The organism is Paractinoplanes durhamensis (genome assembly GCF_016862175.1).
GTDB lineage: Bacteria > Actinomycetota > Actinomycetes > Mycobacteriales > Micromonosporaceae > Actinoplanes > Actinoplanes durhamensis.
Genome location: NZ_BOML01000059.1, coordinates 156,847 through 172,694, shown reverse-complemented (window position 1 = coordinate 172,694; position 15,848 = coordinate 156,847). Strand labels below are relative to the sequence as shown.

Here is a 15,848-nt window from a genome sequence, read left to right as displayed (position 1 = left end):
TGAGCGTGGTCAGCTTTTCACCTTGGCGCTGATGCCCAGGACCGAGGCGCCGGTGGTGGAGTCGGTGCCGGTCAGGTTGACGGTGGCGCCGATCGGCAGGGCGGACAGGGCGACCTTGGCCCCGTTGACCTGGACGGTCGCGTTCGGGTTGACGTTCAGCTTGACCGCGGCCGCCGGCGAGCCGGTGTTGACCGTGACCGTCGCCTTGGCCGCGTCGACGGCCGCGACCGTGCCGGCCAGGTTGAGCTGCCAGCGGGACAGTGCGGTCAGCGACTTGGCGGTGCAGGTGCCGCCGGTGACCGTGCCGAGCACCGCGATGTGGGCGCGGACCGGCAGCGCGGCCAGGGTGACCTTCTTGCCGTCCAGGGTGATCGAGGCGTCCGCGGCGACCGGGTAGACGGTCGGGGTGGTGCCACTGGCCGCGAGCAGCGGCGTAGTCGCGCCCATTCGGAGAGTGATGTGAAGGTGTGGTTCGGTTGCTTACTGTTGCCGGGCCGGTTTCAGCGCCGGGTCGGGCCGTAGGTGATCAGCGCGATCGATCGGTCCACCGCCGACGCCACCTCGCCGAAGTCGCCGTCCAGGGCGACCTGGCCGAGGCGCTCCTCGACGCGCGCCCGGTTGCCGTCCTCGACCAGCACGCTGTGCAGGCCGGTCACGGTCATCAGGGCGGCCAGCATCGCGCTCTGCCGGTCCGGGCCGGCGTCCGGGTCGATGATCATGCGCATCATCCGGGTCATCGGCTCGCTGGCCCGGGCCGGGTCGACGACCGGGTAGCGGACCGAACGGCGGCCGAACAGCCCCCGGTTCGTCTCGGGCCGGAGCACCCGCTGGTCGACGAGCCGCTGGCTGATCCACGGCGGGATGTCCCGGCGGAGCCGGTTGATCAGATCGAGCAGGTCACCGGGGCGCGCCGAATTGTCCAGGGCGGACCCCACCGCGCGGTAGGCCGGCTCGCCGAACTCGCTGCCCGGCACCCGCCGGACCGCACCGTTCGCGGCTTCCAGCCGGCCGAGCAGCATCAGCTCGCCGACGACCGCACCGGCCAGGCCGGCCCCGATGATCGCCCGGTTCACCACCGGCTGGCCGTCGGGGCCGTGCGAGAGCAAGAAGTACTCGTCGGCCAGCCGGAAACCGGCCGACGCGGCGGGCGGGCCGGGCTCCGGCTGCTCCGACCCGACGTCGAAGCTGTCCACCAGCCGGATCAGCTCCCGGGTGGCGCCGGTGTCGCCGTGGAACACGGTCAGCATCCGGGCCAGCAGCCCCAGCGTCCCGGGCCGGTCCAGGCAGGCCCGGACGATCGACCAGACGTCGTGCCGGGCCTCGGCGTGCCGTTCCAGGTGCAGCGGCCGGCCGATCTTCGCCTCCAGCTCCTGGACGTAGAAGCTGCGCAGGTCGCCGTCGCGCATGCCGGAGAGCGCCAGCAGCCCGTCGATGAGCCGCTGCTGCTGCTCGAAGCCGAGGTCGTGCCACGGGCTCGGCAGGTCGGCGGTCATCGGGACGACCGCGCGGACCGGCCCGTACGCGGCCGGTGGCATCCGCTGCTGGCGCAGCCGGGCGGAGATCCGGACCGTACGGGTGGCTCCGGTCTCCTCGTTGCGGATCTCGATGTTGGCACGGGTCTCGTCGGCCGCCGGCCGCAGGGTGATCTCCAGCCGGTCGGGGAACCGCCCGAGCCCGACCCACTTCGCCGAGGTCCGCGCCCGCCACTGCGCCGGGTAGCCGGCCAGCGTCCGCGCCGAGACGTAGATGACCTCGACCGGCAGCACCTCGTCCGGTTCCACCTCGCCCAGCTCGAGCAGCGCCTCGGAGACGGTGAGGGTCGACGCCGGCCCGCCGAGTTCGAGCCGGTCGTCGCTCTCCGAGTCGGCGCGCGGCGCGGTCAGCGCGCGGGCCAGCTGCATCCGGGCCTGGTCCTCGTCGTACGAGAAGGCCACCGAGTCGGCCGGGTCCTGCAACCGCAGCTGCACGTAGTGGCAGAGGTCGGCGAAGGTCACCCGGGCCGCGCCCGGCTGCGCGGCGTCGCCCCGCATCCCGCGGACCAGGTAGCTGGTGAACAGGCTGAGCCCCATCTCCTGCGGCTCGTCCTGGATCCGTTCGCCGCCGGACATGCCGAGCAGCACGAGCCGGCGTTTGCCGCGGGCCTGGCTCACGAACTGCTCGGCGGCCTCGGCGCCGGTGTACTTGCCGTCCACCGCGATCACCACGGCCGACGCCGCACAGTCGTCGACCAGCCGGATCACCGCGTCGAGCGGCACCGTGGTGCTGCGCTTGCGGGCGAGGGTGCTGTTGTTGCCGCACAGCAGGAGCGCGCCGTCCTCGTCGGCCAGGCAATGCCCGCTGTAGTAGAAGAACAGCACCTCGTCGTAGGAGGCGCCCTGGAAGAACGACTCCGCCGCGTAGAGGATCTCGTGCGAGGCCCGCTCCGGCAGGGTGCGGATGTCGCGCCAGGCGAACATGCCGATCTCCTGGTCGCTGAGCGCGGCCGCCATCCGGGAGATGTCGTTGAGCGGGCCCTTGAGGTCCGGGAGGTTGAGGCTGTCGGCACCGTACTGCCAGTTGCCGGCCAGGAGAGCTCGATAACGCTGCATGGTTACTCCGGTCACCGCAGGGCCAGCGCCATCGGGCCCATCCCGATGGAGTTGTAGACCAGCGGCCGGGTCTGCCTGATGACCAGGCCCCAGGTGACGCCGGCCAGCGCCACCAGCAGATAGGCGAGCGGGAACGCCCAGGCCGCGTCGCTCTCCGGCGGCACCCCGAGGATCGCCGCGTAGTCGACCGAGGCGCGCCAGAGCAGCGCGAGCAGGGCGGCCAGCGCGACCGCCGGCGCCACCAGCGAGGCCCAGACGCCGGGGTCGCCGGGCTGCCGGAGCGCGCGGCCGTTGCGCCGCTGCAGCGAGAAGCCGATGACCGCGGCGCTCGTGCCGCAGAGCAGGATGAGCACGCCGAACCCGCCCGCGGTCCCGAGCCAGAAGAACAGGTTGACCATCGGGTCGAGGTGGGCCGCGGCGTAGCCGGCGATGACCAGGAGCCCGAGGGTGCTCTGCGCGAGCGAGGCCACCTGCGGCGCCGACGTCCGCGGGTTGACGTGCCCCATCACGGCGGGCAGCACGCGCTCCCGGCCGAGCGCGAACATGTACCGCGAGACGGCGTTGTGGAAGCTCAGCATGGCCGCGAAGAGGCTGGTCAGGAACAGCACCTCGGCCACCGAGGCGACCGCCGGGCCACCCAGCCGGAAGAACGACGCCGGGCCCAGTCGGCTTGCCGCATCGGCCACCGTGCCGACGCCGTAGAAGACGGTCATCGCCCAGCTCGCGCCGGCGTAGAGGATGCCGATGAGGCCGACCGACACGAAGGTGGCGACGTTGATGGTGCGGCGCGGGTCGCGAACCTCCTCGGAGAAGACCGCGGCCTGTTCGAAACCGGTGAACGCGAGGACCGCGATGACCAGGAGCGCACCGGAGCCGGCGACGGTGAGGCCGGACGGCAGCAGCGGCCCGGCCGAGACCTGCCCCTGGGCGGGGTGGGTCAGGCCGGACACCGTGATCGCGGTGATCGTGACCAGCTCGACCACCAGCAGCACGGCGAGCAGCCGGCCGTTGAGGTCGACGGCCAGGTTGCCGAGGACGGCGGTGGCCGCCCAGGCCAGCCCGGCGCAGACCCACCAGGCGACGTGCCAGCCGAAGTGCTGCGCCAGGTACTGCGAGACCGAGGCGCCGAGCGCGCCGTAGAGGGCGACCTGCAGCGCGTTGTAGGCGGCCACCGCGACGAAGGCCGCGCCCACGCCCATCGGCCGGCCCAGCCCGCGGGCCACGAACGAGTAGAACGCGCCGGCGTTGACGATCTGCTTGGCCATCGCGACGTAGCCGATCGAGAACACGGCGAGAATGACCGCGACCATGATCATTGCCGCCGGAATGCTGGTCATTCCGGTAACGGCGTAGGTGGTGGGGAAAACACCGGCGCAGACGGTCAGTGGAGCTACTGCACTCAAGGTGAAGAAAAGTACCGAGAAAACACCAAGTCGATCTTCCGCAAGATGATGCCGGCCACTGGACCCGAATTTGATCTTCATACACCCTCGAAAACGTCTGACAGATCTGTGCCGAGGCCTGGCGGTGCCCGAAGCGAAACCACGGCAGGGTATCCCGTGGAAAGAGGCCCGCGCGACATAGCAGCTGCGTCGTTTTTCGGCATGACCGATACTTCCTCTTTACCGGGCCACGTCATCTCCCGGAAATAGATCGTCATGCATTCTGCATCCGGAACGCATGCAGTATTGTCCGATGCCGATGCGTTCATTCACCGAGGACGACGGACCCAGCCGTAGCCGGATCTGGCGGCACCTGCACGCGACCGGCGAGATCGAGCGCGGCCGCGGGCTGCTGTCCATGCACCGGCGCATGGCGGCCGGCGTCACGTGGCAGCACCTCGACCGGGCGGACGACAGCGGGGTGCGCACCTTCGTCTCGACCTCCGGCTTCGCCGACGGCGACGAGTTGCTGGAGGCGGCCCTGATCGGGCCGCGGCGGATCCGGATCGTCGAGCACGGCAACGCCGTCTCGTTCGCATTCCTGACCACACACTGGATCGCGGCCCAGGACCGGGTGGTGACCGAGCCGATCGTGCTGGTGCTCGCCGACGATTACGTACTGACCGTCAGCGCGGACGGCGCGATCGACCTCGATGCCGTCGCCCGCCGGATCCAGGCTCTCGGAGCCGGCGACCGGCATCGCCCGGCCGAGGTCTCCGAGATCAGGTCCGTTCTGCTGCTCGGCCTGATCGAGCGGGTGATGGCCGGCTTCGCGGAATGCACCGACGAATTGGTCGCGATGCTGAATCGGATCGAGGAGACCGTCTTCGCGAATGCGGCGGACGGCCTGACCGGATCGCGCGCGATATACCGATACAAGCGCGAGCTGATGACCGTGAAACGCGCGGTTATTCCGCTGCGGCAGCCCTTGACGACGATCCTCGGCCGGCCGCCGACGACACCGAGGCGCCTGAGTGGGATCGAGAACGAACTGGCGCAGGTGGTCGAGCGCGTCCTGTACTGCGACGACGCCATCAATTCGATGCTGCACGCCAACCTGACCCAGGTCGACGTCGCGCAGAATTCCGACATGCGCCGGATAGCGGCGATCGGCGCGGTCCTGGCGGGCTGGGGAATTCTCGCCGGCGTCTACCAGATGACCGAGGATTTCGAGGAATTGCACCGCGCGCACGGAACCGCATTGTTCTGGTCCACGATCGCGGTCGCGACCGCCATTTCGGTGCTGCTGTGCGTCCTGTTCCGCCGAATCCGCTGGCTGTGACGGCTGAAGATCAAGTGGCGCCGCCGGGATCTCCGGACGACGCCACCGACTTCGAGGGGGTTACTTCGCGCGGCGCTTGTTCAGGATGTCGAACGCCACCGCGACGATCAGGACCAGACCCTTGACCGCCATCTGCCAGGCCGGGTCGACGTTCATGATGGAAAGACCCATGTTGAGTACGCCCATGATGAACGCACCGATGATCGCGCCGGTCACCTTGCCGATGCCGCCGCTGACCGCCGTGCCACCGATGAAGGCCGCGGCGATCGCGTCCAGCTCGAAGTTCTGCCCGGCCGCGGCCACCGCCGCACCCGCCCGGGAGGTGGTGACCACCGCGGCCACGCCGGCGAGCAGACCCATGTTCACGAAGATCATGAAGTTGACCCGCTTGGTCTTCACGCCGGAGAGCATCGCGGCCGGCAGGTTGCCGCCCATCGCGTAGATGTGCCGGCCGAACACCGTGTTGTTCATGACGAACGTGTAGAGCAGCACCAGCACGCCCACGATGATCAGGACGATCGGGGTGCCGCCCGCGCTCTCGGCCAGCAGGTAGGTGATGTAGGCGATCACCGCGACCGAGATGGCGAGCTTGGCCACGAACGCGGCGAACGGCTCGACCCGCAGGTCGTTGCGCAGCAGCGAACGCCGCGCCCGGATCTGACTGAACGCCAGACCGGCGATCGCGACCACACCGATCACCAGGGTCAGGCCGTCCAGGTCGCCGAGGAAGCCCAGGGCGTTCGGCAGCGAGCCGTTGCTGATGTCGTTGAAGCTCGTCGGCAGGCCGGCCACCGTGGTGCCGACCAGCACGATCGCCAGGCCGCGGAAGAGCAGCATGCCGCCGAGGGTGACGATGAAGGCCGGGATGCCGACGTAGGCGATCCAGAAGCCCTGCCAGCAGCCGACCAGGCCGCCGATCATGATCGAGATGACCACCGCGAGCAGCCACGGCACGTTGTGGTCGCTGATCAGCAGGGCACAGATGCCGCCGATGAAGGCGACCACCGAGCCGACCGACAGGTCGATGTGCCCGGCCACGATGACCATCACCATGCCGATCGCGAGCACCAGAACGTACGCGTTCTGCTGGATCAGCGCGGCGATGTTGTTCGGGTAGAGCAGCTTGCCGTCGGTGGTGAACTGGAACAGCACGACGATCACCACGAGGGCCGCCATCATGCCGTACTGCCGGAGGTTCTGCCCGAGGTAAGCGGACAGCGAACCACTGTTGTTCTTGCTGGACGGCTCGGTCGCCGGGGGCGGCGGCTCCAGCGTCGTCGATGCGCTCATGCTTTCTTCTCCATGGTCATGTAGCGCATGAGGCCCTCCTGGGTCGCCTCCGCGCGGGCAATCTCGCCGGTGATCCGGCCCTGGCTCATCGCGTAGATCCGGTCGCAGACCCCGAGCAGTTCGGGCAGCTCGGACGAGATGACGAGCACGGCCTTACCGGCGTCCGCCAGGCGGTTGATGATTTCGTAGATCTCGTACTTGGCGCCGACGTCGATGCCGCGGGTGGGCTCGTCGAGGATGAGGACGTCCGGCTCGGCGAAGAGCCATTTGGACAGGACGACCTTCTGCTGGTTGCCGCCGGACAGCTTGCCGGCCGGCACGTCGACGCTCTCCGCCTTGGTCTTCATCTCGCGGCGGTACTGATCGGCGAGGGTGATCTCCTTGGCCGCGTCGACCACGCCGAAGCGGGAGATCCGGGACAGCTGCGCCGCCGACGTGTTCCGCTTGATGTCCTCGATCAGGTTCAGGCCATAGTGCTTGCGGTCCTCGGTCGCGTACGCGATCCCGTGCGCGATGGCCACGTCGACCGACCTGATCGTCACCGGCTTGCCGTGCAGGAACAGCTGCCCGGAGATGTTGCTGCCGTAGCTGTGGCCGAAGATGCTCATCGCCAGCTCGGTCCGCCCGGCCCCCATCAGACCGGCCAGCCCGACGATCTCGCCGGCCCGGACGACCAGCGCGGCACCGTCCACGACGGTGCGGGACCGGTCGATCGGGTGGTGCACCGTCCAGTTCTCCGCCCGGAGGATCTCCGCGCCGATGGACGGGGTATGAGCCGGGAAGCGGTGGGCGAGATCCCGGCCCACCATGCCGCGGATGATCCGGTCCTCGCTCACCGGCTCGGCGCCGTGCATGTCCAGCGTCTCGATGCTCCGGCCGTCCCGGATGATCGTCGTGGTGTCGGCGATCGCGGCGATCTCGTTCAGCTTGTGCGAGATGATGATGCTGGTGATGCCCTGTTCCCGCAGGTGCCGGATCAGGTCGAGCAGGTGGGCGCTGTCCTCGTCGTTGAGCGCCGCGGTCGGCTCGTCGAGGATGAGCAGCTTGACCCGCTTGGACAGGGCCTTGGCGATCTCGACGAGCTGCTGCTTGCCGACGCCGAGGTCGATGATCTTGGTGTCCGGGTGCTCGTCCAGGCCGACCCGGGCGAGCAGGTCGGCGGCCTGCTTGTTGGTCTCGGTCCAGCTGATGACGCCCCGCTTGGAGCGCTCGTTGCCGAGGAAGATGTTCTCCGCGATCGAGAGGTACGGGCTGAGCGCGAGCTCCTGGTGGATGATCACGATGCCGCGTTCTTCGGAGTCGCGGATGGTCCTGAACTGGCACGGCTGGTCCTCGAAGACGATCTCGCCGTCGTAACTGCCGTGCGGGTACACCCCGCTGAGCACCTTCATCAGGGTGGACTTGCCGGCGCCGTTCTCGCCGCAGATGGCGTGCACCTCGCCGCGCGCCACGGTCATCGTGACGTCCTGCAGCGCCTTCACGCCGGGGAAGGTCTTGGTGATCCCGCGCATTTCAAGGATCGGACTCATGGTGGCCACTTTTCGCCGGACGGCCAGGCCCTCGGTGAGTGGAAGGCCTGGCCGAGACTTGATTAGAGACCGAGCTTGTCGGCGGTGTAGAAGCCGGAGTCGACCAGCTTCGTCTTGACGTCGTCCTTGGTGACGACGACCGGTGCGAGAAGGTACGACGGGACGACCTTGACGCCGTTGTTGTACGAGGACGTGTCGTTGGTCTCCACGGTCGTGCCCTTGACGATCTGGTCCACCATCTTGGCGACCTGGTCACCCAGGGTCCGGGTGTCCTTCCAGACGGTCATCGACTGCTTGCCGGCCAGGATGTTCTTGGTGTTCGCCAGGTCGGCGTCCTGACCCGTGATGACCGGCCAGTCGGCACCGACCTTGTAGCCCTTCGACTCGAGCGACTGCTCGATGCCCAGCGCGAGCGAGTCGTTCGGGGACAGCACGACGTCGACCTTCTTGCCGCCGGTGTAGAACGAGTTGATCCGGTTGTCCATCTCGGACTGGGCCTTCTGCGAGCTCCAGCCGTCGATGCTGACGTTCTTCCAGTCGGCGTCGCTGGCGAGCTTCTTGCCGGACGGGATGACCAGCTTGCCGCTGTCGACGTACGGCTTGAGCACGTCCCAGGCGCCGGAGAAGAAGAACTTGGCGTTGTTGTCGTCGGACGACCCGGCGAACGGCTCGAGGTTGAACGGGCCCTTGCCGGCGTCCAGGCCGAGCTGCTTCACGACGTACTCGCCCTGCAGCTTGCCGACCTGGTAGTTGTCGAAGGTCGCGTAGTAGTCCACGTTCGCCGTCGAGTTGATCAGCCGGTCGTACGCGATGACCTTGATCTTCTGCTGGGCCGCCTTCTCCAGGGCCGGGCCGAGCGCGGTGCCGTCGATCGACGCCACCACCAGAACCTTCGGGTTCTGGTTGATCATGTTCTGGATCTGGGTGATCTGCTGGTCCACCTTGTTGTCGGCGTACTGCAAGGTGGTGGTGTAGCCCGCCTTCTTCAGCAGGTCTTCCAGGTGGGCGCCGTCGTTGTTCCAGCGCTCGAGGCTCTTGGTCGGCATCGCGATGCCGATCAGGTTGGAGCTGGAGCCGGAGCCGGAGCTGCTGCTGTCCTCGTCACGGCTGCTGCTGCAGGCCGTCGTCGCGGCCAGCGAAACAACCATGGCCACCGCTGCGAAGACGCGGAGTTTCTTAGCCACCCCGACGCCTCCTTTCTTTTATTTGCCGTTCTTCAGGTTTTGTTGCCGCCGCCAACATACCCCCGCTTTTCCGGCCACTGACACGAGCCCCCGTAACAAATCGACAACACCGCCGACACCCATTCCAAACGGCCCTGAGCAGGCAATACTTTGGTCCCGCGCTTCACAGGGCCAAAGACCCTTGAAGATCATCAACAATTGTGTACGGCGTGAATAAGCGCACATGAAAGGCCTTATCATCGGCGCTAGAATCGCGCGGTGCGGGTGAAAGGAATCGTCGTGCCACCCATTGTGTCGCCGCCCACTTTGTCGCCGCCAATTGTGTCGCCGCCCACTTTGTCGCCGCCCCGAATCGGCACCCGGGCCCACAACCTCGCGCTCGCGCTGCGTCACGTGGCGGAAAGCCCCGGTGACATCTCCCGGGCCGGCATCTCGGCCCGCACCGGCCTGAACCGCTCCACCACGAGCAGCCTGATCGACGAGCTGATCGCCGGCGGCCTGGTCCGCGAGGCCGGCGAGACCACCCGCTCCGGCGTGGGCCGGCGCGGCACCGCCCTGGAGCTGTCGCCGGACGGTCCGGCCGGCCTCGGCCTCGACCTGGACACCGGCCACGCGGTGGCCTGCGTGGCCGACCTGACCGGCCGGATCCGCTTCTGCCGCTCGGCGACCGACCGGCGCGCGATCGGCGGGCCGGCCAGAGATGCCGTCGCCGAAGCCGGCCTGACCCTGTGCGGCACGGTCGTGGTCGACGGCGAGGCCAACTACGCCGCCCTCGCCGAGGACGAGTTGCTACGAGCGGGCGAGAGTTTCCTGTACGTGAGCGCCCGCACCCGGATCGCGGCCGCCCTGGTCGTCGACGGCCGCCTCTACCGCGGCCGGCACGGGCACAGCGGCGAGATCGGCCACGTCCGGATCGACCCGAACGGCCCCGAGTGCCCATGCGGCCATCGAGGCTGCCTGGAGATGTACGCCGGCCCCGGCGCCCTGCAGCCCGGCGCCGGCACGATCCTCGGCGGCGTGGTGGCGAGCTACCTGACCCTGCTCGACCTGGACCGGATAGTGCTGGGCGGCATCTACCGGGACCACTACGACTGGATCGCCCCCGAGGTGGAACGGGCCATCGCCACCCAGTACACGGGCGCCCGCCCCGCAGTCGTCCGCGCCACCTACGGCATCGAGGCCCCGGCCGTGGGCGCGGCCCGCTCGGCCGTCCGCGAGGTGCTCGACGACCCGTACCGCTGGCTGACCCTAGGGCGCCCCGAGGACCTGGCGCAGCGCCGGTGACGCGATGAGCCCCGAGTCGGCCGGATAGCGCGCCATCGTCTCGGCCTGCCCGGGCCAGGCCTCCACCATCCAGGCGAACTGCGAGTCGACGTGCTCGGTGAGGATCGGCGGGTCGCCGGGCAGCCCCCACGAACTGGCGTCCTGGTCCGCGTTCTGCAACAGCCACAGTGGCACCGGCACCCGGAACGCGAGCATCCCCCGGTCCAGGCTGCGTTCCGCGGCGGCCGCGAAGGACTCGCCGGTGTGGCCGCGGAGGTCCACCACGAGAAAACGGCCGTAGCGTTCGTCGAGCAGCGGTGGCCAGACCGAGCGGAAGAACTCCATCGCGACCAGGATGTCGTCCAGCGCCGGCGTCCCCGCGGTGAGGTCCGGGATGCCGCCGCACAGCTCGACGTCCCGCTCGACCTGCTCCGGGCCGTAGCCGGGCGGCAGCGACAGGGCGGCCTGCGGCGCCAGCGATGCGAGATCGCGGAAGATACGGGCGTACGACGCCCAGCCCTCCGGGTCGTTGGTGGGTGGCGTGCACGGCAGCGTCCCCTGCTCGACGAGGATCGGGACGAGCCGGTTGACCAGGTCCGGATCGCGGAGGAACGCGCTCATCGCGCGCAACGCTCCACCGGCGCGCAGCACCGCCAGATGGTTGCGCGGGATCGGCCGGGGCCGCCACACCGTCAGGATCGGCGGGAACTCCGGCATGGTCCCGCCGAACTCGTCCGCCGGGTTCCAGCGGTCGGCGAGATCGTCGAGGGCCCGCAATGCGTCGAGGCCGGTGTCGATCACCAGCCGGCCGGGGAGGTAGTCGGCGGTGTTCAGCAGATAGTCGATCAGCTCGGACTCCCGGCGGCACCACGGCGAGTCCGCATAGGTGGGCGAGGAGACCCGGGCCAGCGCCGGGGTGGCCGCGAACAGGCTCCAGATCATCCCGGTGTTGGTCTCCCACGAGGGCAGGTAGTTGGCGTCGAGGGCACACCGGCCGGACTTCCACAACCGCATCCGCCGCAGGACCGGTTTCACCTCCGTCGACCGGTGGCTGACCGCCATCAGCCGCCGCGGCCATTCCGGTTTGACCGAGGCGAACGCAAGACAGGCCAGATCGGCCGCCCGGACATCCGCCCAGTCGGCGGCCAGCGCATCCTCCAGCCACGTCATCACCTGCAGGGTCAGCGACCAGCGGCGCACCACCGCGATCGCCACCATCCGCTCGGCCGGCACGGTGGATCGCACCGCCCGGGACAGCCCGTCGGTGACCGCGTCGCTCCGCATGATCCGAGCCGCCAGGCGAACCGCCTCCCGCGCGAGCCCGGCGTCGATCTCGGCGCTGAGCCAGCCCCAGGTGTGCCGCCACTCCGGCCCCTGCCCGATCCGCAGATCGCCGATGTCCAGCGGGGCCAGGGACCCGTCCGGCCGGACCGCGAGATTGAGCAGGAACTCGACCCGCTTCTCCGCGAACTGGTCGGCCAGCATCCAGATGTCGGGCACCGTGAAGCGGTGCGGCAGGGCCAGCCGCGCCTCGGTGGCCCGGGCCACGCCCTCCGGGTCGGCGCCGAGCGATCTCCCGAAGACTGTGCCACCGAACGCGTACGTCTCCCGTCAGGCGTCGCGCAGAATCGCCGACGGGTCAACCGGCCGGTGCCCCAGCTGCCGGGCGGGCCCGTGGAGCGACAGCCACCCGTGCGGACCGTAGGTGATGATCCGCTTGACGCTCTCGTCCGGCGTGTCCGTCTGCGGGTCGACCCCGACCGACCACACGGTCAGGTCCCCCGCCGCCCCGATCTCGTAGCCGACCCGGAACTGCCGCGACACCGCACTGGCCCCACCCCCGAGATGGTGGTGGAACACGTAGTCGGCACGCTCGACGACCAGCTCCGTGACATAGGTGCCGGTGTCCTTCACCAGCTCCCCGTGCGCGAACTGCTTCACGGTGTTCGGACTGACCTTGGGCCGCAGCGGATCCATCACCTCATGCTATTCGCGCTGGTCGCCGGCGGGACCGGAATCAGGTCGCACTGACCTCGAGGCCGTGGTCGGCGAAGATTTGGGCGGCCGCGGCCAGCTGGGCCGGGGTCGGGGGCTCCACGCCGTCCAGCGGGTAGCGGAGGCCCAGCTCCTCGTATTTGGAGACGCCCAGGCGGTGGTAGCCGAGGACGTCCACCCGGTCGACGTTGCCCCACGCCGCGCCGAGCTTGGCCACGCCGGCGACGTTCTCCGGGTCGTCGGTCAGGCCCGGCACCAGCACGAAGCGCAGGCGGATGCGGTTGCCTCGCTCGGCCAGGCGCTCGCCGAACGTGACCGTCGGGGCCAGCGGCATGCCGGTGACCTTTTTGTACAGTTCGGGGATCGAGGACTTCACGTCCAGCAGGACCAGGTCGGTGTCGTCGAGCAGGGCGTCGGTGGCTCGGGCGCCCAGGTAGCCGGACGTGTCCAGGGCCGTGTGCATCTCGTATTTCTTGCAGCGGTGCAGGTAGGCCTCGACGAAGCGGGGCTGCAGCAGCGGCTCGCCGCCGGAGACCGTCACGCCGCCGCCGGCCGCCTGGATGAACGGCCGGAACGTCAGCATCTTGGCGACCAGCTCCTCGACCGCCATCAGCTGGCCGTTGCGCCGCTGCCACGTGTCCGGGTTGTGGCAGTAGAGGCAGCGCAACGGGCAGCCGGCCAGGAACGTCACGAACCTGGTGCCCGGCCCGTCCGCGGCGGTGACGACGTCCCACGAGTGCACCGAACCGGTCGGGACCAGGGTGTCGGGCGCCGGGAGGGGCCGGGCGACCATGGTTACAGCGACCCGTGGAACGTACGGGAAATGACATCCTTCTGCTGTTCGGTCGTCAGCCGGACGAAGTTGACCGCGTAGCCGGAGACCCGGATGGTCAGCTGCGGGTAGTTCTCCGGGTGCGCCATCGCGTCCTCCAGAGTGGCCCGGTTGAGCACGTTGACGTTCATGTGGAAGCCGTTGACGCTGTTGTAGCCGTCGAGCACGCCGACCAGGTTGGTGACCTGCTCCGTCTTCGTGTTGCCGAGGCCGGCCGGGGTGACCGTGGTGGTCAGCGAGATGCCGTCGAGGCTGTGCTCGTAGGGCAGCTTGGCCACCGACAGCGCCGCCGCGACCATACCGTGCTTGTCCCGGCCGTTCATCGGGTTGGCGCCGGGCGCGAACGGCTCGCCGGCCCGGCGGCCGTCGGGGGTGTTGCCGGTGGCCTTGCCGTAGACGACGTTGGACGTGATGGTCAGCACCGACTGGGTGTGCAGCGCGTCGCGGTAGGTCGGGTGCTTGCGGATCTTCGACATGAAGATCTCGACCAGTTCGGTGGCGATCTTGTCGGCCCGGTCGTCGTTGTTGCCGTAGGTCGGGAACTCGCCCTCGGTCACGTAGTCGGTGATCAGGCCGTCCTCATTGCGTACGACGCGGACGGTCGCGTGCTTGATCGCCGACAGCGAGTCGGCCGCGACCGACAGGCCGGCGATGCCGCACGCCATCGTGCGCAGGATGTCCGAGTCGTGCAGGGCCATCTCGATGCGCTCGTAGGCGTACTTGTCGTGCATGTAGTGAATGATGTTGAGGGCGTCGACGTAGGTGCCGGCCAGCCAGTCCATCATCGTGTCGAACCGTTGCGCGACCTCGTCGTACACCAGCACGTCGCTCTTGATCGGCGGCAGAGCCGGACCGACCTGCACGCCGGTGACCTCGTCCCGGCCGCCGTTGATCGCGTAGAGCATCGTCTTGGCGAGGTTGACCCGGGCGCCGAAGAACTGCATCTGCTTGCCGACCTCCATGGCGGAGACGCAGCAGGCGATCGCGGTGTCGTCGCCGTAGCGCGGCCGCATGAGCTCGTCGGACTCGTACTGGATGGCGCTGGTGTCGATGGAGACCTGCGCGCAGAACCGCTTGAAGCCCTCCGGCAGGGCCGGTGACCAGAAGACGGTCATGTTCGGCTCGGGCGCCGGGCCCAGGTTGTAGAGGGTCTGCAGGTAGCGGAACGACGTGCGGGTGACCAGCGGCCGGCCGTCGGTGCCGACGCCGCCGATCGACTCGGTGACCCAGGTCGGGTCGCCGGAGAACAGCGCGTCGTACTCGGGGGTGCGCAGGAAGCGCACGATCCGCAGCTTGATCACGAAGTCGTCGACAAGTTCCTGGGCCTGCGTCTCGGTCAGCTCCCCGGCAGCGATGTCGCGCTGCAGGAAGATGTCGATGAAGGTGGAGGTGCGGCCGAGCGACATGGCCGCGCCGTTCTGCTCCTTCACCGCCGCCAGGTACGCGAAGTACAGCCACTGGATCGCCTCGCGGCCGGTGGCGGCCGGGCCGGAGATGTCGTAGCCGTAGGACGCGGCCATCTCCTTGAGCTCGCTCAGCGCCCGGATCTGCTCGGACAACTCCTCGCGCCGGCGGATCGTGGCCTCGGTGAACGGGCCGGTGCTGGCCAGCTTGTCGGCCTTCTTCGCGGCGATCAGGTGGTCGACGCCGTAGAGCGCGACCCGCCGGTAGTCGCCGATGATCCGGCCACGGCCGTACGCGTCGGGCAGCCCGGTGATGATGTGGGCCTTGCGCGCGGCGAGGATGTTCGGGTCGTACACGTCGAAGACGCCGGCGTTGTGGGTCTTGCGGTACTTGGTGAAGATGTCGGCGATGACCGGCGACGGCTCGTAGCCGTAGGTCTTCAGCGCACCCTCCACCATCCGCCAGCCACCGTTGGGGATGATCGCCCGGCGCAGCGGCGCGTCGGTCTGCAGCCCGACGATCAGCTCGGTGTCCTGGTCGATGTAGCCCGGGCGGTGCGACGTGATGGTGGACGGGGTGTTCGCGTCCACGTCGTAGATGCCGCGCTCGCGCTCCTCCGGGAACATCGCGGACAGCTTCGCCCACACGGCGGTGGTCCGGTCGGTCGGCCCGGCGAGGAAAGCGGCATCGCCGTCGTAAGGTGTGTAGTTGGCCTGGATGAAGTCACGGACCGCGACCCCGCTCCGCCAGGCGCCGTCGGTGAAACCGCGCCACGGGTCGGGCTGGGTGGGTCGTACGTTGTTCTCGCTCATCGAGGTTTGCTTCCCTTCACACTCCGGCGGCGCCCGCAGAAGGCTCCTGCATCAGCATCGCACCGCAGCGGCCCCGGCAGCCCGGGCCAATGGTCCTTTGGACCGGGGGCCGACCGGCCCGAAAGCCCGCGAACCAGCCTAAACGGCCCTTCAGAAGGAGGGGCCGAAAGGCCCGGGGCGATACGGCCACAATTCCCTGAAGGCAGCGTCCGGTGGAGGCAACGATG

At 69.0% G+C, this 15,848-nt stretch carries 12 protein-coding genes; 2 read left to right on the top strand and 10 right to left on the bottom strand.

The features are described from left to right. Positions 1-9 precede the first annotated feature (9 nt). Genes Adu01nite_RS37425 through Adu01nite_RS37415 form a run of 3 tightly spaced genes read right to left on the bottom strand, consistent with a single transcriptional unit; the run spans position 10 to position 4,072 of the window. Positions 10-447 (bottom strand): hypothetical protein, encoded by a 438-nt coding sequence (locus tag Adu01nite_RS37425; protein WP_203734033.1) that lies wholly within the window; start codon positions 445-447, stop codon positions 10-12. A gap of 53 nt (positions 448-500) precedes the next feature. Beyond that, complete coding sequence (locus tag Adu01nite_RS37420; protein ID WP_203734032.1) at positions 501-2,588, bottom strand: GPP34 family phosphoprotein; 2,088 nt, start codon at positions 2,586-2,588, stop codon at positions 501-503. A gap of 11 nt (positions 2,589-2,599) precedes the next feature. Then, positions 2,600-4,072, bottom strand: coding sequence for an APC family permease (locus Adu01nite_RS37415; protein WP_203734031.1), 1,473 nt, complete (start codon positions 4,070-4,072; stop codon positions 2,600-2,602). 211 nt (positions 4,073-4,283) lie between these two features. Between Adu01nite_RS37415 and Adu01nite_RS37410 the strand changes: the two genes are divergently transcribed. Next, on the top strand, positions 4,284-5,312 hold the full coding sequence (locus Adu01nite_RS37410) for a magnesium transporter CorA family protein (protein ID WP_203734030.1): 1,029 nt from the start codon (positions 4,284-4,286) through the stop codon (positions 5,310-5,312). A gap of 60 nt (positions 5,313-5,372) precedes the next feature. On the opposite strand, the gene mmsB is transcribed toward Adu01nite_RS37410, so the two are convergent. The 3 genes from mmsB to chvE all read right to left on the bottom strand — a co-directional run bounded on the left by mmsB (position 5,373) and on the right by chvE (position 9,315). Further along, entirely contained in the window at positions 5,373-6,602 is a 1,230-nt protein-coding gene (gene mmsB, locus Adu01nite_RS37405) for a multiple monosaccharide ABC transporter permease (protein WP_203734029.1), read from the bottom strand. Further along, complete coding sequence (mmsA, locus tag Adu01nite_RS37400) at positions 6,599-8,131, bottom strand: multiple monosaccharide ABC transporter ATP-binding protein (protein ID WP_203734028.1); 1,533 nt, start codon at positions 8,129-8,131, stop codon at positions 6,599-6,601. The genes mmsB and mmsA overlap by 4 nt, the downstream gene beginning before the upstream one ends. Positions 8,132-8,193: 62 nt before the next feature. After that, positions 8,194-9,315 carry a multiple monosaccharide ABC transporter substrate-binding protein gene (chvE, locus tag Adu01nite_RS37395; RefSeq protein WP_203734027.1) on the bottom strand — a complete coding sequence of 374 codons (1,122 nt, stop codon included), beginning with the start codon at positions 9,313-9,315 and terminating at the stop codon, positions 8,194-8,196. Between the two features lie 258 nt (positions 9,316-9,573). Between chvE and Adu01nite_RS37390 the strand changes: the two genes are divergently transcribed. Continuing rightward, positions 9,574-10,599 (top strand): ROK family transcriptional regulator, encoded by a 1,026-nt coding sequence (locus Adu01nite_RS37390; protein ID WP_239132995.1) that lies wholly within the window; start codon positions 9,574-9,576, stop codon positions 10,597-10,599. Here the strand turns inward: Adu01nite_RS37390 and Adu01nite_RS37385 are convergent. The 4 genes from Adu01nite_RS37385 to pflB form a co-directional block, all read right to left on the bottom strand. Continuing rightward, positions 10,564-12,126 carry a hypothetical protein gene (locus Adu01nite_RS37385; RefSeq protein WP_203734026.1) on the bottom strand — a complete coding sequence of 521 codons (1,563 nt, stop codon included), beginning with the start codon at positions 12,124-12,126 and terminating at the stop codon, positions 10,564-10,566. The two genes, Adu01nite_RS37390 and Adu01nite_RS37385, sit on opposite strands and share 36 nt — an antisense overlap. A gap of 63 nt (positions 12,127-12,189) precedes the next feature. Beyond that, positions 12,190-12,555: a hypothetical protein gene (locus tag Adu01nite_RS37380; RefSeq protein ID WP_203734025.1), complete on the bottom strand. Its 366-nt coding sequence runs from the start codon at positions 12,553-12,555 to the stop codon at positions 12,190-12,192. A 40-nt stretch (positions 12,556-12,595) separates the two neighbouring features. Next, a complete protein-coding gene (gene pflA / locus Adu01nite_RS37375) occupies positions 12,596-13,366 on the bottom strand; it encodes a pyruvate formate-lyase-activating protein (protein WP_203734024.1) in 771 nt (256 codons plus the stop codon). A 2-nt stretch (positions 13,367-13,368) separates the two neighbouring features. Continuing rightward, positions 13,369-15,621: a formate C-acetyltransferase gene (gene pflB / locus Adu01nite_RS37370; RefSeq protein ID WP_203734023.1), complete on the bottom strand. Its 2,253-nt coding sequence runs from the start codon at positions 15,619-15,621 to the stop codon at positions 13,369-13,371. Positions 15,622-15,848: the final 227 nt, after the last annotated feature.

Coding starts and splice junctions, on each gene's coding strand:
- mmsA (WP_203734028.1), bottom strand. CDS start 8,131: ATGAGTCCGATCCTTGAAATGCGCGGGATCACCAAGACCTTCCCCGGC.
- pflB (WP_203734023.1), bottom strand. CDS start 15,621: ATGAGCGAGAACAACGTACGACCCACCCAGCCCGACCCGTGGCGCGGT.
- pflA (WP_203734024.1), bottom strand. CDS start 13,366: ATGGTCGCCCGGCCCCTCCCGGCGCCCGACACCCTGGTCCCGACCGGT.
- Adu01nite_RS37415 (WP_203734031.1), bottom strand. CDS start 4,072: ATGAAGATCAAATTCGGGTCCAGTGGCCGGCATCATCTTGCGGAAGAT.
- mmsB (WP_203734029.1), bottom strand. CDS start 6,602: ATGAGCGCATCGACGACGCTGGAGCCGCCGCCCCCGGCGACCGAGCCG.
- Adu01nite_RS37425 (WP_203734033.1), bottom strand. CDS start 447: ATGGGCGCGACTACGCCGCTGCTCGCGGCCAGTGGCACCACCCCGACC.
- Adu01nite_RS37420 (WP_203734032.1), bottom strand. CDS start 2,588: ATGCAGCGTTATCGAGCTCTCCTGGCCGGCAACTGGCAGTACGGTGCC.
- Adu01nite_RS37380 (WP_203734025.1), bottom strand. CDS start 12,555: ATGGATCCGCTGCGGCCCAAGGTCAGTCCGAACACCGTGAAGCAGTTC.
- Adu01nite_RS37410 (WP_203734030.1), top strand. CDS start 4,284: ATGCCGATGCGTTCATTCACCGAGGACGACGGACCCAGCCGTAGCCGG.